This window comes from Leadbetterella sp. DM7, from assembly GCF_040829825.2.
In the GTDB taxonomy this organism is placed as follows: Bacteria; Bacteroidota; Bacteroidia; order Cytophagales; family Spirosomataceae; genus Leadbetterella.
Map to the genome: position 1 here is coordinate 61,744 of NZ_JBFOLH020000009.1, position 22,904 is coordinate 84,647.

General features: G+C 50.9%; 16 protein-coding genes. 15 read left to right on the forward strand and 1 reads right to left on the reverse strand.

The features are described 5' to 3' along the window. Positions 1-103: 103 nt before the first annotated feature. From AB2U10_RS11710 to AB2U10_RS11725, 4 genes are all read left to right on the forward strand, one after another. Entirely contained in the window at positions 104-4,039 is a 3,936-nt protein-coding gene (locus AB2U10_RS11710) for a hybrid sensor histidine kinase/response regulator transcription factor (RefSeq protein ID WP_367914803.1), read from the forward strand. A 307-nt stretch (positions 4,040-4,346) separates the two neighbouring features. Next, positions 4,347-4,880, forward strand: coding sequence for a hypothetical protein (locus tag AB2U10_RS11715; RefSeq protein ID WP_367914802.1), 534 nt, complete (start codon positions 4,347-4,349; stop codon positions 4,878-4,880). Positions 4,881-4,893: 13 nt separating this feature from the next. Then, positions 4,894-5,148 (forward strand): hypothetical protein, encoded by a 255-nt coding sequence (locus AB2U10_RS11720; protein ID WP_367914801.1) that lies wholly within the window; start codon positions 4,894-4,896, stop codon positions 5,146-5,148. A gap of 11 nt (positions 5,149-5,159) precedes the next feature. Next, positions 5,160-5,588: a protein-export chaperone SecB gene (locus AB2U10_RS11725; protein ID WP_367914800.1), complete on the forward strand. Its 429-nt coding sequence runs from the start codon at positions 5,160-5,162 to the stop codon at positions 5,586-5,588. A 90-nt stretch (positions 5,589-5,678) separates the two neighbouring features. On the opposite strand, the gene AB2U10_RS11730 is transcribed toward AB2U10_RS11725, so the two are convergent. Continuing rightward, positions 5,679-6,440: a DeoR/GlpR family DNA-binding transcription regulator gene (locus tag AB2U10_RS11730; protein WP_367914799.1), complete on the reverse strand. Its 762-nt coding sequence runs from the start codon at positions 6,438-6,440 to the stop codon at positions 5,679-5,681. Between the two features lie 334 nt (positions 6,441-6,774). On the opposite strand from AB2U10_RS11730, the gene AB2U10_RS11735 reads away from it, so the two are divergent. The 11 genes from AB2U10_RS11735 (at position 6,775) to AB2U10_RS11785 (ending at position 22,890) form a co-directional block, all read left to right on the forward strand. After that, complete coding sequence (locus AB2U10_RS11735) at positions 6,775-9,846, forward strand: SusC/RagA family TonB-linked outer membrane protein (protein WP_367914798.1); 3,072 nt, start codon at positions 6,775-6,777, stop codon at positions 9,844-9,846. A 7-nt stretch (positions 9,847-9,853) separates the two neighbouring features. Further along, on the forward strand, positions 9,854-11,599 hold the full coding sequence (locus AB2U10_RS11740) for a RagB/SusD family nutrient uptake outer membrane protein (protein ID WP_367914797.1): 1,746 nt from the start codon (positions 9,854-9,856) through the stop codon (positions 11,597-11,599). A 60-nt stretch (positions 11,600-11,659) separates the two neighbouring features. Next, positions 11,660-12,763, forward strand: a complete 1,104-nt coding sequence (locus tag AB2U10_RS11745; RefSeq protein WP_367914796.1) for a metallophosphoesterase — start codon at positions 11,660-11,662, stop codon at positions 12,761-12,763. A 71-nt stretch (positions 12,764-12,834) separates the two neighbouring features. Continuing rightward, positions 12,835-14,094, forward strand: a complete 1,260-nt coding sequence (locus tag AB2U10_RS11750) for an MFS transporter (protein WP_367914795.1) — start codon at positions 12,835-12,837, stop codon at positions 14,092-14,094. 29 nt (positions 14,095-14,123) lie between these two features. Next, positions 14,124-15,521: an FAD-dependent oxidoreductase gene (locus tag AB2U10_RS11755; RefSeq protein ID WP_367914794.1), complete on the forward strand. Its 1,398-nt coding sequence runs from the start codon at positions 14,124-14,126 to the stop codon at positions 15,519-15,521. Between the two features lie 57 nt (positions 15,522-15,578). After that, entirely contained in the window at positions 15,579-16,424 is an 846-nt protein-coding gene (locus tag AB2U10_RS11760; RefSeq protein ID WP_367914793.1) for an endonuclease/exonuclease/phosphatase family protein, read from the forward strand. A gap of 28 nt (positions 16,425-16,452) precedes the next feature. Beyond that, positions 16,453-17,289 carry an endonuclease/exonuclease/phosphatase family protein gene (locus tag AB2U10_RS11765; protein WP_367914792.1) on the forward strand — a complete coding sequence of 279 codons (837 nt, stop codon included), beginning with the start codon at positions 16,453-16,455 and terminating at the stop codon, positions 17,287-17,289. Positions 17,290-17,324: 35 nt separating this feature from the next. Beyond that, on the forward strand, positions 17,325-18,563 hold the full coding sequence (locus AB2U10_RS11770; RefSeq protein ID WP_367914791.1) for an MFS transporter: 1,239 nt from the start codon (positions 17,325-17,327) through the stop codon (positions 18,561-18,563). Positions 18,564-18,645: 82 nt separating this feature from the next. Next, entirely contained in the window at positions 18,646-19,647 is a 1,002-nt protein-coding gene (locus AB2U10_RS11775; protein ID WP_367914790.1) for a 2-hydroxyacid dehydrogenase, read from the forward strand. A 132-nt stretch (positions 19,648-19,779) separates the two neighbouring features. Then, on the forward strand, positions 19,780-21,240 hold the full coding sequence (locus tag AB2U10_RS11780; protein ID WP_367914789.1) for an FGGY-family carbohydrate kinase: 1,461 nt from the start codon (positions 19,780-19,782) through the stop codon (positions 21,238-21,240). A 210-nt stretch (positions 21,241-21,450) separates the two neighbouring features. Next, the gene (locus AB2U10_RS11785) at positions 21,451-22,890 is read left to right on the forward strand and encodes an FGGY-family carbohydrate kinase (RefSeq protein WP_367914788.1); all 1,440 of its coding nucleotides are present in this window, start codon (positions 21,451-21,453) and stop codon (positions 22,888-22,890) included. Positions 22,891-22,904 lie beyond the last annotated feature (14 nt).

The following is a 22,904-nucleotide window of genomic DNA, read 5'->3' on the forward strand; positions in this document are numbered from 1 at the left end:
TAATAGGATAGATTTGGACGATATTCCCATGTCCGGCCCCTGGTTTGATTAATTTTGAATTATTTAAGTACTTTCCGGTACTATTCTGTTATTTTTCCTTCGTATGAAAGTTCGTGTTACCTTATTTCTTTTAGGCCTGCTTCTTTTTAACCGGGCAGCGGGACAGAGCCTTTTCTTTGAGCACCTCGGTGTCAGAGACGGACTTTCACAGTTTACCGTTCATGACTTCTACCAGGACGAGTTCGGGCAGATGTGGATTGCCACAAGTGACGGCCTGAACCGTTACGACGGCAGCAAGACGGAGGCCTTCAAACCTGTGGTGGGAGATACCACCGGCCTCTTCGGAAACAATATTCAAAGAGTGATCGGCAACGGGAAGGGTAAGCTCTACCTCCAGTGCCAGTCGGGCCTGCTGGAGTACGACCTGCGTACCCAGAAGTTCAAAACGCTGATGCGTTACGGGATAAATAATATTGCCTATGCGAACGGCAAAGTGTGGATAGCCAGCGGCAGCACCCTGAAATATTACGATGAAGCCACCGGTACCGTGAAAAACTACAAAAGCTTCCCGGCCTCGGTGCAGATCAGAACCCTCCTGGAAACTACAGACGGCACACTGCACGTGGGCACCAACACCGGGCTGCTGGCCCTGGACCGGAACGGACGGGAGTTTAAGCTCATGGATGAGGTATTTGTGGTCTGCCTCTACGAAGACCGGAATAAAAGTGTGTGGATGGGTACCCTGGAAGACGGGCTTTTCCGGATCAACTCCCGGAACGAGATCGTCAGCTACCGGCACGACACCCGTAACCCGGCTTCGGTGTCGGATAATTTCATCCGGGCCATCTGCCAGGATGATCTGGGCGGCTACTGGATCGGAACTTTCAAAGGACTGGATTACTTTAACCCGGAGACTAAAACCTTCCGGAATTTCCGGCATTCGATCGTGGAAAGTAATTCTTTAAGCGACCTTTCGGTATGGTGTATCCGGAAAGACAGCCAGGGCTCGCTCTGGATCGGTACGTTTTTCGGCGGCGTCAATATTTTTAACCCGGAGTTTTCGTTTAACCGCTTTTACCGGCCTACGGGTACCGATGCGGGGCCGAACAGCGCCATTATCGGGAAGGTGGCGGAAGACAGTAAGGGAAACCTCTGGATCTGCTCAGATTATGGCGGACTGAATTATTATGATGTTTCCAAAAACACGTTCCGTCATTTCAGGAGCGAGCCCGGAAACCCGAATACTCCTTCTTCCAACACGCTGAAAGACCTGCTGCTGGATGAAGCCCGCCAGACGCTGTGGATCGGCTCTCACTTGGGCGGTCTGGACAGGCTGGATCTGCGTACCCACCGGATCCAGAGGGTAGCGCTGAACTCCGGGAACCGGAATATTGATAAATATGTACGAACAATCAGCCGCTACGGTAACCTGCTGCTTCTGGGTACGCACGACGGCATCCAGCTGTATAACCCGGAAACCGGTGAGCTGAAGCCCCTGCTGGAGCCCGGCCATGAGCTGGGGAAGGGCCAGGTGTGGGATATGATGATTGACAGCCAGGAGGTGCTCTGGTTTTCGGTGCGCAGCGCAATAGGCCGGTATGACCTGAAGAGCCGGAAGCTCCTGCCCGTACCCGGAAACCTGGTGCTGAATTCTGCCGTGTTTTTTGAAGACCATGAAAACCAGGTGTGGATCGGCAGCGCAGGCAAGGGCCTTTTTCGCTGGAACCGGAAAAGCAGCACACCGGAGCATTTTCATACGGGAAACTCAGACCTTGCCGATAACTATATCCTGGATATAGCAGAATCTGCCACGGGGTATATCCTGATCAGCACCAACAGTGGCCTGTCGCGGTTTGAATCTTCCAAAAGAGCCTTTTACAATTACCGGAACCACCAGTTTTTCCCTTTTGAAGCCTTAAATGAAAAAAGCCTGTATGTCAATAAGAACGGGGAGATTATCCTGAGCAGCCTCTCGGGCATGATGATCATTTCTGAAAAAGACCTGCTGTACCACCCCAAGCCTTACCAGATTCTTCTGACCTCGCTGAGCGTAAATAATAAGCCGGTCAGGCCCGGTGACAACGACGGCATCCTGAAAAGCTCCATCACCACCACGGATACGCTGGTGCTGAGCGAAAGCCATTCGGTGATTTCTTTTGATTTTGCCATTACCAATTATATCAAGGCGCTGAAATCGGAGATCCAGTATAAGCTGGAGGGCTTTGATGATAACTGGATAGAAGCGCAGGCGTTTAACAATATCACCTACACTAACCTGGGGCCGGGCACGTATCACCTGAAAATACGCAGCATTTATTCAGCCACGGGTGCCGAAATGGCTGCAGCTGGCCTTACGCTGATCGTAAAACCCCGGTTTTACAAGGCCTGGTATGCCTGGCTGTTTTATGCGCTGGTGCTGGCGGGTGTATTGTACCTGTTTTATTCGCAGGTGAGGCTGAAAGACTCGCTGCGGAATGCCGACATCCAGTCGCGGCACGCCGAAGAAGTCAACCAGTCGAAGCTGCGTTTCTTCATGAACGTTTCGCACGAGATCCGCACGCCGGTGACCCTCATCATGGCCCAGCTGGATATGCTGCTCAACTCGGCCGGCAGTATTCCGCCCACGGTGCAGGGCAAACTGCAGAACGTTCGCAGAAACGCCGCCAACCTCAAAAAGCTGATCAACGAGCTGTTGGATTTCAAGAAGCAGGAGGAAGGGCTGGTGCGCTTAAAGGTGACCCGCCAGGATATTGTGAAATACCTGCACCACATTTTTGTTTCTTTCCAGGATTACGGCAATTCATTGAATATTAATACCTCTTTTTTAAGTACGGAAGAGAAGATAGAGGCCTGGTTTGACACCGCCCAGATGGATAAGGTCTTTTATAACCTGTTGTCGAATGCCTTTAAGTTTACGCCTCCATCGGGCTCCATCTCACTGATTATCAAAAGGAGTGTCGATGCCGTGGAAATTACGGTGGAAGATACGGGTGTGGGGATCAAAGAAGAGAGCATCACGCGCATTTTTAACCGGTTTTACCAGGTGCGCGATACGGATTCCTCCATTCAGCCGCTGGATCCCGGAACGGGGATCGGGCTGGCGCTGGTAAAAGACATTGTGGAGCAGCATCACGGCACCATCAGTGTGCTGAGCAACTTCGGAAAAGGCACGGCTTTCAAAATTACCCTGCCCCTGGGGAAAGCGCATTTTAACCCGGAAGACTTCCCGGAAAATGCCCTGCAGGAAATCCGGACCGAAAGTGACGCCGAAGTAGCCGGGCATGAGGAGAAAAAGAATACCATCCTGATTGTGGAAGACAATGCCGAGCTGAAGAATGTGCTGGTAGAGCTTTTCCTGCCCATGTATAATGTGGTGACAGTTTCTGACGGGGCAGAGGTGATGCAGAAGGTGAAAACCGTTATGCCTGACCTGGTGCTGCTGGATATCATGCTCCCGAACGTTTCAGGAATAGAGATCTGCAAGAAGATCAAATCCGACCTGGCCACGCGGAACATTCCCGTGGTGCTGTTGACAGCGGCTGCAGCACCCGAAAAGAAGCTGGAAGGCCTGCAGATCGGTGCGGATGATTATATTACGAAGCCGTTTGAGTCGCGCGAGCTGATCATCCGCTGCAACAGCCTGATTAATAACCGGATCCTGCTCAAAGATGTGCTGGCCCCGGTATCCGACAAGGTGTATTCCAGCAATAAGCAGCACCAGCAGATCATTCACGACGCTACCCAGGTGGTTTTAAAGCACCTCGATAACCCCGAATTCAGCATAGATCAGTTTGCGGCGGAGCTGAATATCAGCCGGAGCTCCCTTTTTACCAAGATCAAAGAGATCACCGGCCAGACACCCAATGACTTTGTGACGGAGATCCGCCTTCGCCGCAGCCTGGTTTTATTGAAAGAGGATAAAGACGAAGCAGTGGGGAATATTGCGTTTTCAGTAGGCTTCAATGACCCCTCGTATTTTATCAAGCAGTTTAAGAAGTTTTACGGGGTTACGCCGGGGCAGTACAGGGTGAGGGGATAGGAAATTTATATGTAATGGGGGAACTAATTATAGGAGAAGTGGTGTTTTGCAGGAAAGTACACAATTTTACCCGAAGGTAATCGCCTGAAGATCATGAATATTAAAAGAATAAATAAGGAAACTGTTATCAACTCGTTGGCTAAGCTTGTAGCCAATAAGAGGTTGGTGCGCTCTTATTTGAAGGGAGAGATTTCTGCTCAAACTTTAACTGAGAATGGTATCCGACTTGCAAAACCGTTATAATTACGTTTTTGACAGCACATACGGGCTAGTTGTTTCAATTTAACCCAACTATCAACACTTTCACATGACGCTGTACCACACTCAGGAAAAACGAAAAAATATTTTGGCGTTTCCACTGCTTTGTATAAGGGATGACGCCTGGTTGGGAGAGGCCTTTTATTTTTGGAAAGAAGAATCCGATGCTCATGACTGGGGCCATAATTCAAAAAGGGCAACCGGCTATTTTGAAGTTTACGCTTGTGACATCCATTCAAATAGTTTTTTAGATACTGTATTTAATGAGACTCATTACAATTTCTGGATTAAACAGCTCGAGAAGATTGCTAAGAAAATACTGGTAAAAACGCACGAAAAGCCTACATTAAAAGAATTGAATGATTATATAAAAGACAGGCATGTCTGGCCACAAATTGATTATATACAATTTCAAGACTTACCTGCAAACCAGGAAAAATCATTTGTTAAGCCTATTACATACAGGCATGGTAAAAAGAGAAAAGTAAGAACTGTGGCATTCAGAAAACGAATCCAGATAGCTGTATATAATCACGAAATTATTTCTAATTTTGTACTCAAAGCATCTGAAAGAGTGATATAAATCGGTTAAGCTTATGTTAGATTTAGAATTATTAGAGAGACAGTTGGATGAAGCCCTATTCAGGGAAACCACAGAATCTATGACTTCATGGCTTCTTAACAGAAGACTTAAGAAGTACGTCTCCGGTTTGCAGGAAGGTATTTTTAAAAATATTCCTTCAAATAAAACAGCAATTACACAATCAAAAGAACACATCGTCAGGAATAGTAATACTCAAAACTTCACGCAGGATTATTATTCTGATGATGACTATATGCTTGCTGCATAAACCCATATAAAATGAGTACCGAAACACAAGTCAAACTGAGATTTTTGAGTGTTGATTTTCCGGTTGTAAATTTTCATTCCGAAAAGAAAATAGTTGATAATCAGGATATTAATATAAAGATAGAGCCGAAGGTTTTTTTCTCGAAAGGCTCCAAGGATCACTTTAAGATAATTCAGGAAGTGAATGTTTCGGCCCATGAGGCATTCAACCTGTTTATTGTAGCAATAGGTAACTTCGAATTAAATGATGTTATTGATGAAAAAATGCGTGATAATTTCATTAACATGAATGCACCTGCCATTATGTTTCCGTATATACGGGCATTCATTTCTACGCTGACATCTAATTTGGGTAATGTGACAGGTACTCTTAATATACCCCCGCAATTCTTTAAAGGAAATTTAGAACAAATATCAGAAGAAGATTTAGAGATAAAGTAACCTTGCATGATTTCTTCATGAGCTTGAAGAAATAAACGGTCTGGAAATCTGTTATTGCTTTAATTCTGTTACTTGCTTTCTTCATAATCCTCACCCCATAATCACCTGGATCCCCATCTCCTCCAGTGCCGTAACGCTCTCCCGTGGAGCCAGTGAATCCGTAATTACGTAACGTACCGTTTCCAGGTCGCAGATCTTGGCAATGCCCCTGCGGCCGAATTTGGTGTGGTCGGCCAGGATGGCTATCGACTGGGCGGTGCTGATCATTTTCTGGTTCAGACCGGCTTCCGTGAGGTTACTGATGGTGAAGCCGTAATCCAGATCGATGCCGTCTACTCCGAGGAACAAAATACCGCACGACACACTTTCCAGCATATATTCCGCAAAATTACCCGCTACCGATGAGGAGTTCTGGCGGATCAGTCCGCCCAGCTGAAGCACCTCGATATTGGGTTTGTCGGATAGTTCGATCCCTACTTTTAATGCAGGGGTAATTACTGTTACAGGATGGGCCGGGTTCAGCTGCCGCGCAAATTCAAAAATGGTGGTGCCGGAACCCAGCATCAGGCAGTCGTTCCCACCGATGATCGAGAGGGCCGCCCGTCCGATCCGCTGCTTTTCATGGCTGTTGATATGCTGCTTCTCGTGGATGGGCCTTTCTATGGCATAGGGGTTATTCAGGGCGGCGCCGCCGTGGGTTCTGAAAAGCAGGTTTTTCTCTTCCAGTATTTTCAGGTCTTTCCGTAGCGTTACGCCTGAAACCTCCAGGTGGTCGCAAAGATCCTGTATGTTGATATTTCCTTTACTCTGTAGTTCTGCCAGTATATACTGATGCCTTTCGGTGATCGTCATGCTGTCTAATTGAAATAAAATGAAAGCAATTATAAGTTAAAAAATCGACTTTTTCGTCGCTTTACAAGATTAAATCATTAATTATTTCATTTGAATATTATTAAATGATTAAAAAAGATTAAAAAATGTTTCATTTTGTTTTGTTTTCTTTTGTTTTGTGCTTTCATTTGTAGTGGAAATAAAATAGATCATCTTTTGTGTTGGAATATTTCTATTTTCTGAGCAGTTCGCCCGGCCTTTGAAACGGCAGCTCTACAGAGAAAGAACAGGACATCCGGAGGTGACGTTCACACAAATGGAGAATGTTATCAATTAACCTTAATTTTTTTATTTTATGATGAACTCTTTATTAAAACGAAAAAGCTTTCACCCGCCGAAAGTAATTCTGGTTTTGATATGCATCTTATCCTGTTTTTCAGGCGCATTCGCACAGAACCGGATCTCCGGCGTGGTTACGGATGAAAAAAATGAGCCCGTGATCGGGGCAAACGTGGTGGTGAAGGGGACCAACACCGCTGCCATGACCGATGTCAACGGTAAGTTCCAGCTGGCCGCGAAAGAAGGAGATGTGCTGCTGGTTTCCTTTATCGGCTATATCAGCCGGGAAGTAGCCATCACCAACCAGAGTAACCTCACCATTATTCTCGAAGAAGATACCCAGTCGCTGGAAGAAGTGGTGGTAGTAGGGTACGGTACTCAAAAGAAAGTAAACCTGACAGGGGCCGTGTCGGCTATAGGGGGTGAGCAACTGGAAAGACGGCCCATTATTTCCACTTCCAATGCTCTGCAAGGAGTAGCGCCCGGGGTTACGGTAACCTCGCAAACGGGTTCTCCCGGTGCAGACGGCGGCCAGATCCGGATACGGGGGATCAACTCGTTCGGCGGGTCCGACAGTAACCCTCTGGTACTGATTGACGGCGTGCCCGGACTGATCAACCAGATCGATATTAACCTCATTGAATCCATCTCTGTGCTGAAAGATGCCGCATCTGCCGCTATTTACGGTTCACGGGCGGCTAACGGGGTGATCCTGATCACGACCAAAAGAGCCGCTGCCGGTAAGATGGAAGTGAATTACCGCGATTACGTGGGCTGGCAGTCAGCCACCAATATACCGAAAGTGACCGACGGGCTGACCTACATGCGGGTTTTTAACGAAGCCAACATGAATGATAACGGCTATGCGCTTTACAGCGACCAGGCCATTGAAGATTTCAGGCAGAAATTTGCGGCAGATCCGGATAATTTCGACTGGCAGAAGGCCATTCTGAACGGTTCCGGCTTTACCCAGAATCATTTTGTGTCGCTGTCGGCCCATACCGATAAAATCCGGATCATGCCTTCTTTCAGCTACATTAACCAGGACGGTATCATCAAAAATACCGGGTACGAACGCTATATCCTGCGGAACAATATGGATATCAAGGTGAACGACAAGCTGTCGCTGAAAATGGATATGTCGTATACCAAAGGGGATCGCCTGCAGATCGCCAGTGAAGGAACTATCTGGAACTACCTGGGCCGGATGCCTACCAATATTCCCATCCGCAGAAACGGCCTGTGGTCAGAAGGATGGGTGAACATTAACCCGGTAGCCATGATCAATGAGGGCGGTAACCGGAAAGCCAACACCATGGAGCTGCAGGCCAACTTCAGCGCTACCTGGAAGCCTTTGAGCTGGCTTAACCTTACCGGGGTAGTGGCGCCGCGGTACCGGACCACCAATACGCATAATTTTGTTAAGAGCATCATGACCTATAACGATGACGGCAGCCAGTCCGGTGCGGCTAATACATTTACCGAATTAACGGAAACGGCCTACCGGTATAACTTCGGCAACTACCAGTTCCTGGCTTCTGCCTTTAAGAACTGGGGCAAGCATAACTTCAGTATCCTGGGGGGCGCCTCGCGTGAGACCTACGATGAAAAATACCTGATGGGCTACCGGAGAGATTTTACGTACGATACCTATGAGGTGCTGACGGCCGGAGCCGATAACGAGACCCGTAATAACGACGGAACCCAGGCACAATGGCTCCTGGTGTCTACCTTCGGCAGGCTGAATTATGATTTTGACAACCGCTATCTTTTCGAGGCCAATATCCGTTACGACGGAACCTCCCGCTTCATTAAAGCCAATCGCTGGGCGTCTTTCCCTTCGTTTTCAGCCGGCTGGCGGATCTCCGAAGAATCGTTCATGCAGGACCTCCGTCCTATTTTTAACCAGTTGAAACTCCGGGCTTCGTGGGGTAAGCTGGGTAACCAGAACATCGGCAGCTCGTATTATCCTTTTGCTGAAACCCTGGCCATCGGTAGTATCTCTATGGCTGAAAAAATATACCAGCTGGTGACCCTGAATACGATGTCTAACCCGGATCTGAAGTGGGAAGAAACCACCATGAAGGGCATCGGGCTGGACGCTACCCTGTTCAATAAGTTCTCTATTACCGCCGACTGGTACGATAAAATGACTGACGGCATCCTGCTTACGCTGTACACGTCGCAGCTGACCGGCTTAAATGCGCCTTACCAGAACGCCGCAAAAGTAAGTAACAAAGGATGGGAACTGGGACTGAATTATGATGACAGCTGGGGCGACTTCAAGCTGGGCGTGGGCTTCAATATCTCGGATGTTAAAAACAAAATTGTGGATATGAAAGGCCAGACTTCAGGAACGCTGCTAAGACAGGAAGAAGGCTACGCCGTGAACTCTATTTTTGGCCTTGTGGCCGACGGATTGTACCAGAACCAGGCGGAAATCGATGCCGGCCCTACGCAGTTCGGTACCCTGAAACCGGGCGATATCCGGTATAAGGACATCGCCGGGGCTTTTGATGCGGCGGGTAACCCGATTCCTGACGGTAAAATCACCGATGACGACAAGGTGGTGATCGGAAGTACCATTCCGCGGTATACCTATGGGACAAACCTGGACCTGGGCTGGAAAGGGCTGAGCCTGAATCTCTTCCTGCAAGGCGTAGGAAAGGCGAACGGCTACCTGAACTCGCATTACGTTATTCCTACCATCAATTCCAGCTCTATCAAACCCTGGCAGCTGGATTACTGGACACCGGAAAACCCCGATGCTTCACTGCCCCGTCTGTCCACCACCTCGGCAAACAACCAGCAGAATTCTACTTTCTGGATGAAAGATGCCTCCTACTTGCGGCTTAAGAATATACAATTAGGCTATTCTTTACCGAAAAATGTGATCAGCAAATTGAAATTAAATAAGGCGCTCATTTATGTGAACGGGCAGAATATCCTCACCTTTACCAAGTTCTGGCAGGGATATGATCCGGAGGTGGCCTATAATGCCGATGCTGCTGACGGGGTGTCACTGGGGGGCGGAAATTTCTATCCGCAGGTAAAAGTTTATTCAATAGGACTTGATATTAAATTCTAAACAGAACATGAAAAAGATAATCATACTTACGCTGGCTTTATTTGCTTTCACGTCCTGTGAACTGGATCGGTTTCCGCTAAACGGGCCTACTACGGGTACTTTCCCTGCCACGCAGCAGGAGGCGGAAATGGGCCTGCTGGGAGCCTACAAGGGACTTACCCTGCTGGATGCGGCCTCTACGCCTATCTGGCACGTGATGGATAACATTACGGATATCGGTTATGCGCGTCCGGGTGAAAACTATACTTCGCCGATCACCAGCTCGCTGACCACCACCAATGCACTGGCTATCAAGCCCTGGCAGGTTCATTACAAGACCATTGCCCGGTGTCACTCGGTACTGGATAACCTGGAGAGCATTAAATCTACCATGCAGGAGGCCGCTTATAACCAGCTGAACGCCGAGCTGCGGGTGATCCGGGCGTATGCCTATTCTCAGCTGATCGAGCTGTACGGCGATGTGCCCCTGGTAACCCATGGGCTTAAGCTCGGAGAAACTGACGTGCCCCGCACGCCTAAAAGTGAAATTCAGAAATGGATCATTGATGAAATGACCGCCGTGGCTGATAAGCTGCCGGCATCGCAGTCGGCTTACGGGAACGTACGGGCCGGAAGCGTGGTGGCCTATATGCTCAAAGCGCGTGTGGCTCTGTACAGCAAGCAGTATACCGTGGCGGCAGAAGCCGCGGCAAAAGCCATCCAGCTGTCGAAAGGGGTCTATGAACTGACCCCGTTCAATGCGACTAAGAGCTTTGCCAACAAAACCTATGATGTGGGTGAGCCGGCAAGCTCCAATATCTTCGGATACGAAGGCTATAAATCCAGCAAGGAATGGATATGGGTGGCCGAATACAATAAATCCATCAGCGGGAATACCCATAACCAGGGCTACTTTATGGGGTCCCGGTTGGGCAAAGGAGTATGCTACTGGGGACCCACCCAGAACCTGATCGATTCGTTCCAGGCCATTGACGGGCTGCCCATAGACCAGTCGCCCTTGTACGATGCCGAGAATCCTTTTGTGAACCGCGACCCCCGGCTGGACCTCTACTGCGTACGCCCGCATTCCCGGCTGCTGGGCATCCAGTTTGAGCCACATTCCAGCTTTACACGGGTGAATAACTACTGGCCGGTAATTAACGGGCAAAGCAGCAGCCCTTCCCAGGTAGCCAATACCGACGCTACCAATGCCTACCGTTCTTTCAGCGGGTATTTGTGGAGAAAGCATTCGGATATAGCTGATTATGCCCTGAACTCTGTTTCCGGGGTATCGGATATGAACTGCGGGATATTCCGTTTTGCCGAGCTATTATTGATCTATGCGGAAGCCAAGATAGAAGCCAATGCTATTGACGCCTCCGTATACGATGCCATTAACCAGATCCGGAAACGGGCCGGGATGCCCGACCTGAAAAGCGGCCTCAACCAGGCGGAGATGAGAACGGCGCTGCGCTACGAAAGAAAAGTAGAGCTAGCTGACGACGGCCTGCGGTGGTACGATATCCGGAGATGGGGCATTGCCCAGGATGTTATGAACGGGGTATTGTACCTGAACCGGGCGGCCACTCCCTGGAAGAAAGCGGTGCTGGTAAAAATTGACGAAAATTATACGCCGGTCTACAATTCAACCGAGGCGTTAAAATATTTCAATACCCAGCAGGTGGTTTACAAAACCAACAAAGACGAATACTGGCCGATTCCGCTGGCAGAAATAAATGCCAATAAGAATCTGACACAGAATCCGGGATATTGATCGTTTTCTAAGCGGGTTTGTCCGATGTACGGACAAACCCGTTATTTAACCTGATTGACTATGAAAAAGATTGCCGTTTTCGTTTTGTTTCTCCTCCTGGCCGGCAGAGGATACGCCCAGGAGACCTATGTAAAACCCCGGCTGGAGAACAAAGACTCCTGGTCGATGATCATGATTCCTGATCCGCAGAACTATGTAAAATGGACCCGTAATCAACCGGTTTTTGACCTGATGATGGCCTGGATAGAGGAAAATCTCGACAGTCTGAACGTCAGGATGGTGGTTTGTACGGGTGACCTGGTGGAGCTGGATGATATTGTGGTGCCCGGTATTGACGGAAATACATCGGCGCCGCGCCAGTGGGAGTATATCTCTAATTCCTTCAAGAGGCTGGACGGGAAGGTACCTTACCTGGCGGCATCTGGTAATCACGACTATTCCATCAATAAAGACGGTTTAAGAACCACCCGTTATCCCGAATATTTTCCGGCCGATAAAAACTTCCTGAATACCAAACACCTGGTGCAGAATACCCGGAACGTGCAGGATATTCATACGTTGGAAAACTCGGCTCTTGAGCTGAAGTCGCTGAACGGCAAAGACTACCTGTTCATGACCGTGGAATATGCACCCCGCGATACCGTAATCAGCTGGGCAAAGCGGGTGGCCGGTATGGAACAGTACAAAAATCACCGGATCGTGCTGGTGACCCATGCCTACCTGAATACGAAAAATGAGCGTACCACGGGTGAAAATAAATGGTTTATGTACCAACCCTATTACGTGGATAAAGTGGTGGAGAAATCGGACCGGATCACGCTGCCGGAGTCGAATAACGGGCAGCAGATCTGGGAGAAACTGGTTTATCCGTCTGTGAATTTCTCCATGGTTCTGTGCGGCCATATTTCAGGGGAAGGATACAGAACCGATAAGAACAAAGCCGGGAAGAATGTTCACCAGATGCTTTTTGATGCCCAAAGCTATGGCGGCGGACACCGGGACGGAAACGGCGGTGACGGCTGGCTGAGAATCATGGAATTTTTGCCGGATAACAAGACAGTGAAAGTAAAGACTTTCTCTCCGCTTTTTGCCATCTCGCCGGTTACGCAGCAGCATGCGTGGAAGAGAGATGCCAAAAATGAATTTGTGATGACGCTGGATTAATAGATTTCCAACTACGGAGGGCCGGTTTTTACACTCGGAACTAAGTACGCGGAACTCAGAACTTTTGACCTATGAAGATAAATAACGCATACACAGGCATCCGCCCTGATACCCGCCGGTGGCTCATCATCGCCGTGGTTTTCGTGGCCATCGTATTTAATTACATGGACCGTCAGCTGGTGTCTATTCTGAAACCCATGTTGAAAACCGAGTTTTCACTGAACGACGAAGGGTATGCGGTGATTGTCAACATTTTTACCATTTGTTATGCAGCCATGTATCCGGTAACGGGATGGATGGTTGATAAATTCGGTGAGAAGATGGTGATGTTTTACGGCATCATTGTATGGTCGCTGGCCTGTCTGGGCGGCGGCCTTTCTTCCACCGTAAAGCAGTTTGGCTTTTTCAGGGGCATGCTGGGCATGGCCGAGCCTACTAATTTCCCGGCCCAGATCAAAGTGGTGACCGTCTGGTTTCCGGGTAAGCTTCGGGCCACGGCCAACAGTTTCTGCGTGGCCGGCAGCAGTATCGGTGCTATCATTGCTCCGCCACTGATTGCCTGGCTGGCCATTACCTACAGCTGGAAAATGGCCTTTGTGGCCATGGGTATAACCGGGCTTTTCATTGCCCTGCTCTGGAAGCTGGTTTACCGGGAACCGCCGGCCGGCATAACCGGTGCGGAGGAAAGCCAGGAAGACAGCACGGTGAAATTCCGCTGGGCAGAACTATGGAAGACCCGCAGCCTCTGGGGCGTTATCCTGATCCGTTTTGTGAGCGATCCCGTCTGGTATTTCTGCCTGTTCTGGCTGCCCGGCTACCTGCAGGAAGAATCGGGCCTTACCCTGGCGCAGGTGGGCATGTTCGGCTGGATTCCCTTCCTGGCCGCGGATTTAGGCGCTATAGGTACCTCAGCCTGGTCAGACCGGCTGGTGAGAAAAGGCATGGAACCGCTGCGCGCCCGGAAGATCATGCTGACCACGGTGGCGGTGCTTGCTCCTCTTTGCGCGGTAACGCCGTATTTGTCGGGGCCATGGGTGACCATCCTGCTCTTCAGCCTGGTGGCGGTGGCCTGCCTGAGCTGGCTGTTCTCGCTGAGCGTGGTGATCGCTGAGGCGTTTCCGGTGGCGAATGTGGCCAGTGTGCTGGGCATTGCCGGGGGCTTTGGCGCGGTAGGTGCGGTGTTGTTCAACTACTTTGTGGGACAAATGATGGGTACCATGGGTGCCGAAAAGATATTCCTGGCCATGGCAGTGATGCATCCGCTGGCGGTGCTGCTGCTGTGGGTGATGGTGCGGAAGGAAAGACCCGGCATAGCAAGAAAAACAGAATAAAAGATAAAAATTTAGATAAAACATAACCAATGTCAAACCTACAAAAGACAATCACAGAGCCCGCACGGGAGATACAGGTAAGAAAAGAAGTAGATGTGCTGGTAGTGGGCGGTGGCCCGTCCGGCATCACCGCGGCCCTGGCAGCGGTAGAAGACGGCCTGAACGTTTTGCTGCTGGAAAGCCGGAGCTTCCTCGGCGGTAACATGACCATCGGCCTGCCTATCCTGGGTTTCCTGGGCCAGAAAGGCAACCAGATCATCAAAGGCATTCCCCAGAAATTTATTGACCGCCTGAAAGCAGTGGATGCTTCCAGCGAGCACCGGCCGTGCCCGCTGCACATGAGCCTGACCCTCGTAGAGCCGGAAGCCGTGAAGACCGTAGCCCTGGAGATGCTGCAGGAAGCCGGTGTGGAGGTCATGTTCTATACCTTCTGCTCGGATGCGATCATGGAAGGCGATGATCTGAAAGGCATCATCATTGAAAGCAAGGCGGGTCGAGAGGCCATCCTGGCGAAAACCATTATCGACTGTACCGGGGATGCCGACGTGGCCTACCGTTCAGGCGTGCCCTGTGAATACGGCAACGAAACCGGCGGCGTACAACCGCCCACCCTAATGTTCTGCCTGGGCGGGGTAGATACGGAAAAGCTAAGGCTGAGCATTGCCGAAGAGCCCCGTACCTACCTGACCGACTTTATCCCGGCGGAATATTTCGGGCAAAACAACCAGTTCATCGTGGTGGGCCTCCGCAGCCTGATCCAGAAAGCCGCCGAAGAAGGCCTTCACCTGCCCGTAGAGCGCACCATCATCATCACCGGACTCCGGAAGGGTGAAGCCTGGATCAACATGACCCGCATTAACGGCGTAAACGGTACCGATCCGGAGAGCCTCAGCCACGGTGAAACCGAGGGCCGCCGCCAGATTCACAATATCCAGAAATACCTGATTGAGTACGTTCCGGGCTTTGAAAATGCCTACTTCCTGAAAACGGCGCCCTTTGTGGGTATCCGGGAAACCCGCCGGATCAACGGGCAGTACACCATGACCCAGGAAGATATCCTGAGCTGCCGGCATTTTGAAGACGCCATTGCGGTGGCCAGCTACCCGCTGGATATCCACCATCCGCAGGGTGGCGGCTGTACGCTGGTATGGTGCGGAGACTGCTACGATATTCCCTTCCGCTCATTGATTCCTCAAAAGGTGAAAAACCTGATTGTGGCCGGCCGGAGCATATCTACCACGCATGAGGCCATGTCGGCTATCCGGGTGATGGCGCCGTGTATGGCCATGGGCGAGGCAGCCGGAAGGGCCGCAAAACTGGCCATACGGACAGGCGTGCCGGTAGGAGAGGTTTCGGTAGAGCAATTGCAGGCAGAACTGGTAGAATCCGGGGCTTTCCTGCGTGATTTTGAAGAAGTAAACGAATAAACGATGGAACGGAGAAATTTTTTGAAATTTTCACTTTCGGCCTTTCCCCTTGTAGCAATGGCCGGTACAGAAACTTTTGCAGCGACCGCTGTCACGCACCGCGTGCTCTGCTGTAACATTCGTGTAGCACTGGACGAAGACGAGGAGAAAGGAGTGGGCTGGTCGTCGCGACGCGATATCTGCCTGAAGATCATCCGTAATCGCAAGCCGGACATCATCTGTCTCCAGGAAGTTTTAAAGAGCCAGTCAGACGATTTTAAGAAATACTTTAAAGACTTTCAGCTGATCGGGTTTGATGGCCCGGAAATGGACGCTCATCCCACCGGCTATCACGGCATTGCGAAGAATCCTATTCTCTTTTCAAAGAAAAAATACGAACTGCTGACCGCCGGTACCTACTGGCTGTCGGAAACGCCCCTGGTGGCAGGAAGCAAATCGTGGGATACCGCCCGGGCACGCCATGCCAACTGGGTGCGGCTGAAAGAAATAGCCACCGGGAAAGAATTCCGGGTGATCAATCTCCACCTCGACCACGTATCGGCAGAGGCCAAGCTACAGCAATTGAAGATGGTGATAGAAGAAAGCAAGCAATACCTGCCTGAATTTAACCAGATCCTGACCGGCGACTTTAACTCGCGTTTTGAGAGTCCTGTTTTTACAAAAGCACGGGAAGAAGGCTGGAAAGATGCGCTGGAAACCCTGTATGGTCAGAAAGAGATCGGCTTTACCGGGCACGCCTTCAAAGGAATGAAATACGAAAAGGCAGCGTCAGGCGGACGGATCGATTTTATCTGGTACCGGGGGAAAGTTAAACCGGTGGCAGCAGAAATCATCCGGGACGATATCGGTGGCGTGTACCCGAGTGACCACTTCTTTGTACAGTCTGACCTGGAAATTTCCTGATCGATGATTCTTATACCCTAACTATTGAATGATGAGCTTGCTGCGGATAGGTTTGGTACTTTTAATGCTGTGGAATAACGATAGTCGCTTTAGGGTGGCTACCTATAATATCCGGTATGCTACCCAGGCTGACGAACAGTCGGGAAACGGGTGGGACCTGCGAAAAGACGCTTTGGTGAAAGTGATTACTACACACGGTTTTGATATCGTAGGAACGCAGGAAGGAGGCGAAAGACAACTGGCCGATATGAAGCAACGCCTGGCAGGGTTTGACTACCTGGCCCATTCGTATGGAGTGGTTTCTGCCAATCAGCATAACTGTGCAATATTTTATCGTACGGCGCTCTTTGAAGTGCTGGACAGTGGTGTTTTCTGGCTCAGCCAGACACCCGATGTGCAAAGTGTGGGCTGGGATGCTTCTGACCATCGCATTGGGCAATGGATCAGGTTCAGGGTTAAAGAAACAGGCAGGGAGTTTTATTTTTTCAATACGCATTTTTACTGGCGGCTTAAAGAAGCCCGGGCCGAATCAGGCCCGCTTCTGGCCCGAAAGATCAGGGAGATAGCCGGCGACACCCCCGTGATCTGTACGGGAGATTTTAATTCGGCTCCAGGCTCTCCCCAGGTCACTGCGGTGAAGGAGGTGCTTAACGATGCCCGTGACATTACCCAAAAGCCGGTAGAAGGGGTAGAAGAGACCGCATTTTCAGGAGGGGTGTTCCAGGGTGCTCCCAAATACAGGATCGACTTTATATTTCTGAGCCGCCATTTTAAGGTGGGAGATTACAAAGTATTATCGGATATGTATAACGGTGACCGCTATCCGTCAGACCATTTACCCGTTACCTCCACGATAGTCTTTTAAGCCGGAGTTTTTATGAAGATAAACTGTACTAAAGAATGAATAATCTTGCCAATAAAATAGGCCTTCCGGCCAACCTGCTGTGGGGTTACCTGGGCATCCTCATCTTTATGATGGGCGATGGCATGGAACAGGGCTGGCTCAGTCCTTACCTGATAGACCGCGGCCTGACCATCCAGCAAACGGCTACTCTTTTTACGCTGTATGGGGTGACCATTGCCATTTCTTCCTGGTTTTCAGGCGTGCTGACCGAGACGCTGAACCCACGGCGCACCATGCTGCTGGGGCTGGTGATATACCTGATCGGTACGGTGCTGTTTATTTCCCGCGGACTGGGTTCACTGGATATTACAACGCTCTATATCACATATGCGCTGCGGGGCTTTGGTTACCCGCTGTTTGCCTACTCTTTCCTGGTTTGGATCTCCTATGTAGTTCCCCAGGAATCGCTTGGGCGGGCAGTAGGCTGGTTCTGGTTTGTGTTCACCGGCGGACTGAATGTATTCGGTGCCTTTTATTCCAGCTGGGCCATTGAAAAGCTGGGCCATATCAGCGCTTTGTGGAGCGCGGTACTGTGGGTGCTCATCGGGGCTTTGCTGGCTTTGGTATTTAATAAAGCCCGTTTTCCGGCCAATACAGCTTCGGCCAACAGCAAGTGGCAGGAGCTGCTCAAAGGACTGACCATTATGAAAGAAGAGCCCAAGGTGGCTTTGGGGGGAATCGTGCGGGTGATCAATACCACCGCCCAGTTTGCTTTCCCGGTATTTCTTCCGGTATACATGGAGTCGCACGGGTTTAATACCACCCAGTGGCTGTACATCTGGGGAACGATTTTTACCAGCAATATCGCCTTTAACCTCATTTTCGGGTTTGTGGGCGACAGGATGGGCTGGCAGAAGACCATTATTTGGTTCGGCGGGGTAGGGTGCGGGCTTACCACGCTGCTGTTGTATTATTCGCCGCAGATAGGCGGAGGCAGCTACGCACTGGTATTGGCTGCCGGTATTTTGTGGGGCGCCTGCCTGGCGGGTTATGTGCCGCTGTCGGCCCTGGTGCCCTCACTGGTGCAGAAAGATAAGGGCGCGGCCATGTCGGTGTTAAACCTGGGCGCGGGACTGGCCGTTTTTGCCGGCCCAGCCATTGTAAGAATATTTATAGGAAGTACCGGAGCCGAAGGGGTCGTGTGGATACTGGCAGGACTTTATTTCCTGAGCGCCGTGCTAACCCGTTTTATTACGATTCCGGGAGCCAAAGAATTGAAAATTGACAATGGATAATTGACAACTATCCACCCGGAACTAAGTACCCGGAACTAATTTTTAAGCTGAAAGCTAAATAAACATTATTTACCAATAGATTATGAAAGTACTAGTAACTTCGCCATATAACGAAGGAGGATTAAGAGAATTAAACCGGATTTTGGGAGAAACGGTGTACCGGCCGTGGAAAGTGAATGGCAGGGCCTTTAACGAAGAGGAGCTGCTGGCGCTTCTGCACGAGTCGGGCGCGGAAGCCCTCATTACAGAGCATGACCACGTAACAGAAAAGGTGATTAATGCTTTCCCGCACCTGAAATTTATAGGCGTTTGCCGGGGTACGCCTTCCAATGTATCGCTGGAAACCGCCAGCCTGCACCATATCCCCGTGTTTTATACCCCGGCGCGGAACGCCCAGGCAGTGGCCGAGCTGTTCATTGCCAATGTGATCACTTTTCTGAGGGATACGGTCTTTGCTACCGAATGGCTGAAATCAGGCAAATGGGACGAAGGCGCGCATACATCCTACCTCATCTTTAAAGGAAATGAGCTGGCAGGGAAAAAGGTGGGCTTTGTGGGCTTTGGGGCCATCGGGCAACTGATTGCAGCCCGGATAGAAGACTTCCCCTGCGAGATCGCCTATTACGACCCTTACGTGGATCCAGCCGTTTTCCCGGGCTATAAAAACAGCAGCCTGGAGGAAGTGTTTGCGGAAAACGACATTGTGTCGGTACATTTACCCGTAACAGACGAAACCAAAGGGCTGATCAATGCACACCTGTTTCGTTTAATGAAGCCCGGGGCTATCTTTGTCAATACGGCCCGGGCCGTGGTGGTGGACCGGAATGCGCTGTACGAGGTGCTGGAACAGAAAAAGATCCGCGGCGCTATCCTGGATGTGTTTGACCAAGAGCCGCCCGATGAGCTGGATTACAAGATCATCCGTTCCGGAAATGTGCTGGCCACGCCGCATATCGCCGGCGCTACGCACGAGGTAGAAGACCATCACGTACGGATCATGAATGAAGCGCTGTCGGAATGGTTTGAGAAGGGAGAGGTGAATCCGAAACGCATTGCGAACCGTCAGATATTAGAGAGAATTTGAAAGAGCTAAGAGCAGTGAGCTATGAGCTATGAGAGATTGACTGGCTGCTAGCAGCATACGACCTGGTGGAATATCAGGAGAAGATCATCCTCCCGGCTCACAGCTCATAGCTCAAAGCTAAAAAATACAAACATGAAACAAGCTTATTTAGTACTCGATATAGGAACCGGAAATGTACGCTCGGCCGTGGTGACGCCGTCGGGCGAAATCCTGAGCGTGGAGCGGGCGGATATCATTTATCACCGTGATACGCTTTTCCCCGATTCCATCTTTTTTAAGCCGGATGAACTGCTGGATACACTGAAGGCATTGACCCGAAAGGCGCTTTCCCAAGCCGGCGAGGTAAAGCTGCTGGCGGTGACGTCTACCAGCCAGCGGGAGGGCATTGTGCTGATCAGCAAAACCGGCAAGGCCCTGATCGGTATGCCGAACATTGATCACCGCGGACGCGAATGGGAAGATGCCTTCGGCGATAAAGGCCGGGTATATGCCCTGAGCGGCCGATATCCTACCTCTCTTTTTTCGGTATTTAAGCTGATCGGGATACGCGAAAAACGGTCGGAGCTGTGGCAGGAAGCGGAAACGTTTCTGAGCATCAGCGACTGGGCGCTTTGGGCGCTTTCCGGGGTGGCGGTGTACGAGCACTCGCAGGCCTCCGAAACCCTGCTGTACGATGTGGCGGCAGGAAGCTGGAGCCCGGAGCTGTGCAGCCGGTACGGTATTGCGGAAGAGCTTCTGTCGCCGCTGCGCTCGTCAGGCGAAGTGGTAGGAGAGGTGAAGGCCGACGTAGCCGCCGACTGGGGACTGGGTGAACACGTGAAGGCTGTAGTAGGTGGCGGCGATACCCAGATGGCCATTAAAAGCACCCGGCCGCATACCGGCGACGTGATCCTGGTATCGGGAACCACCACACCGGTGGTGAAACTGGAAGGGGGCTTTCTGACCGATGACGAGCAACGTACCTGGACCAGCCGCGACATTGAGGTGGGGCGCTTCGTTTTCGAAGCCAACGCCGGAGTGACTGGTCTGAATTACCAGCGGTTGAAGGAAGTTTTTTATCCGAATGAGTCGTATGACGTCATCGAAAAAGAGCTGAGTGAGAATTTATATGATAACTGCGTGGGCAGTCTGGGATCGCTGATCGCATCGGAGAAATCGCCTGTAACTACCGGCGGATTTGTTTTCCATGTACCGGTCACCCACGAGCTGAAACGCAGCAGCTTTGTCTGGGCCAGCCTGGTGGATATTGCCTTTTCCATTGTAGAAAATTACAAAGTACTGGCTGAATGCGCCGGGCACCGCGAAACCTATCTATGGGCCTGCGGCGGCGGACTTCAGAGCGCTACCCTTCGGCAACTGATCGCCGATATGACCGGAAAGGAAGTGCGGGTACGCTCCGGTTTTGAGCAGGCTACGGTAATCGGCTCGGCGTTGCACTGTAATGATGCGCTGGGGCTACCGTCAGCGGCGATACCTACGGATTACCTGAGTGCAAAACCGCAGACGGATAAGGAGGAATATTATAAGGGGCTGTATAGTAACTGGGCAGGTGTGCGTACACTTTTCAGGAAACAGGGGGAGGTGAAGTTGTGAAATATCAACTTTGTTGTCAAGTTTCGGGTTTCCGTTATTAATGCGCCTCTCGACTACGCTCGAGGTGACAAGTGGCAGCCGCTCCTGTCAGTTCGAGCGTAGTCGAGAACCAAGCCTGCGCGGCCCAGCTTGTGGAAAACCAGGTAACTCGAAAACCAGCCAAAAAATTACGTAGAGACACCAATGTCCCTACACCCAGAACTAATAAAAATGAACAAGACATATTTTATAGGGGTAGACATAGGCACCCAGGGCGCCCGGGTAGCGCTTCTTGACGAAGCTGGTAAGCTTATCTCTGCCCACGATCAGGCCTTTGCCCTCACCGAAAACTCCCGGGAAGAGCAATCGCCGCAAGAATGGTGGGAGATAACCTCCCTCTTGATGGAAGCCGTTTTAAACGAAGCCCGCCCATCCATTGACCTATCACTCGTAAAAGCCATAGCCGTAACCTCCACCTCCGGCACCATCATCCCAATAGACAAAGACGGCCACCCGCTCCATGCTGCCCTCATGTACAGCGATCAGCGGTCGGGAGAAGAAGCTGCCCGGTGCAAAGCCGCCGCAGAAGAAAACCGGATTCCCGGCTACCGGGCATTCAATACCTCCAGCGGACTGCCCAAAATGCTTTGGTTCCTGGATCATTTCCCGGAGCAGGCGGAGAAGCTGTCCAAATTTATCCATGCGTCCGATTTTATCACCGGCCGTTTGTGCGGTGAGTATGCCGTAACCGACTATACTAATGCCCTCAAATCTGGCTTCGACCTGCATCATCTGACCTGGCCGGAATATCTTTCCGGGCTGGGCATTCGCAAGGAATGGCTGCAGGAGGTAAAGCCTTCCGGCACACCGATAGCGCCGCTCCGAAAAGACCTCGCTGAAAAATGGGGATTGCCGGCCAATGTCACCGTCACCACCGGCATGACCGACGGCTGTGTTTCCCAGGTGGCCTCCGGCGCGGTGCAGCCCGGGCAGTGGAATACCACCATCGGCACCACGCTGGTGATCAAAGGGGTGACCCGGAACGAAATTCGCGACGAAACCGGCGCTATTTATAACCACCGCCACCCGGAAGGCTACTGGATGCCCGGCGGAGCCAGCAATACCGGTGCCGACTGGGTAACAAAACTCTTCGGAAACCGTGATCTGGCCGCACTGAATGCTAAAGCTGCGGAGCTCATTCCTACCGGGCTCACGGCCTGGCCGCTGCTCCAAAAAGGCGAGCGCTTCCCTTTCTTCGCCCCGCAAGCTGCAGGTTTCTGGAATGAGGATTGGAAAGAGGAAGAACTATTTGCCGCCTGCATGGAAGGCGTGGCCTATGTGGAACGATATGCCTATGAGCGCATCCGCGAGCTTTCGGGCGAAAGGGTAGACCGTGTATTTTCTGCCGGGGGCGGTAGCAACAGCGACGTCTGGCTGAGCATCCGAAGCACGGTATTGCAGGTGCCGGTACAAAAAATGAAAAATACTTCCGGTGCAGCAGGGGCTGCGGTTCTGGCGGCATCGGGTACCTATTATGCCTCGCTTTCGGAAGCTGCAGAGGCCATGATCAGGCCCGAAAAAGTGGTGGAACCTGTGCCGTCTATGATCAGTAACTACGAGTGGGGCTACTGTAATTTTATTGTTGAACTCAAAAAAAGAAACATCCTTTAACCCTCAGCCCGGCT

What these genes read in the sequence shown, in the direction of transcription:
- AB2U10_RS11710 (WP_367914803.1), top strand. Translation starts at nt 104, where the DNA reads ATGAAAGTTCGTGTTACCTTATTTCTTTTAGGCCTGCTTCTTTTTAAC.
- AB2U10_RS11715 (WP_367914802.1), top strand. Translation starts at nt 4,347, where the DNA reads ATGACGCTGTACCACACTCAGGAAAAACGAAAAAATATTTTGGCGTTT.
- AB2U10_RS11720 (WP_367914801.1), top strand. Translation starts at nt 4,894, where the DNA reads ATGTTAGATTTAGAATTATTAGAGAGACAGTTGGATGAAGCCCTATTC.
- AB2U10_RS11725 (WP_367914800.1), top strand. Translation starts at nt 5,160, where the DNA reads ATGAGTACCGAAACACAAGTCAAACTGAGATTTTTGAGTGTTGATTTT.
- AB2U10_RS11730 (WP_367914799.1), bottom strand. Translation starts at nt 6,440, where the DNA reads ATGACGATCACCGAAAGGCATCAGTATATACTGGCAGAACTACAGAGT.
- AB2U10_RS11735 (WP_367914798.1), top strand. Translation starts at nt 6,775, where the DNA reads ATGATGAACTCTTTATTAAAACGAAAAAGCTTTCACCCGCCGAAAGTA.
- AB2U10_RS11740 (WP_367914797.1), top strand. Translation starts at nt 9,854, where the DNA reads ATGAAAAAGATAATCATACTTACGCTGGCTTTATTTGCTTTCACGTCC.
- AB2U10_RS11745 (WP_367914796.1), top strand. Translation starts at nt 11,660, where the DNA reads ATGAAAAAGATTGCCGTTTTCGTTTTGTTTCTCCTCCTGGCCGGCAGA.
- AB2U10_RS11750 (WP_367914795.1), top strand. Translation starts at nt 12,835, where the DNA reads ATGAAGATAAATAACGCATACACAGGCATCCGCCCTGATACCCGCCGG.
- AB2U10_RS11755 (WP_367914794.1), top strand. Translation starts at nt 14,124, where the DNA reads ATGTCAAACCTACAAAAGACAATCACAGAGCCCGCACGGGAGATACAG.
- AB2U10_RS11760 (WP_367914793.1), top strand. Translation starts at nt 15,579, where the DNA reads ATGGCCGGTACAGAAACTTTTGCAGCGACCGCTGTCACGCACCGCGTG.
- AB2U10_RS11765 (WP_367914792.1), top strand. Translation starts at nt 16,453, where the DNA reads ATGATGAGCTTGCTGCGGATAGGTTTGGTACTTTTAATGCTGTGGAAT.
- AB2U10_RS11770 (WP_367914791.1), top strand. Translation starts at nt 17,325, where the DNA reads ATGAATAATCTTGCCAATAAAATAGGCCTTCCGGCCAACCTGCTGTGG.
- AB2U10_RS11775 (WP_367914790.1), top strand. Translation starts at nt 18,646, where the DNA reads ATGAAAGTACTAGTAACTTCGCCATATAACGAAGGAGGATTAAGAGAA.
- AB2U10_RS11780 (WP_367914789.1), top strand. Translation starts at nt 19,780, where the DNA reads ATGAAACAAGCTTATTTAGTACTCGATATAGGAACCGGAAATGTACGC.
- AB2U10_RS11785 (WP_367914788.1), top strand. Translation starts at nt 21,451, where the DNA reads ATGAACAAGACATATTTTATAGGGGTAGACATAGGCACCCAGGGCGCC.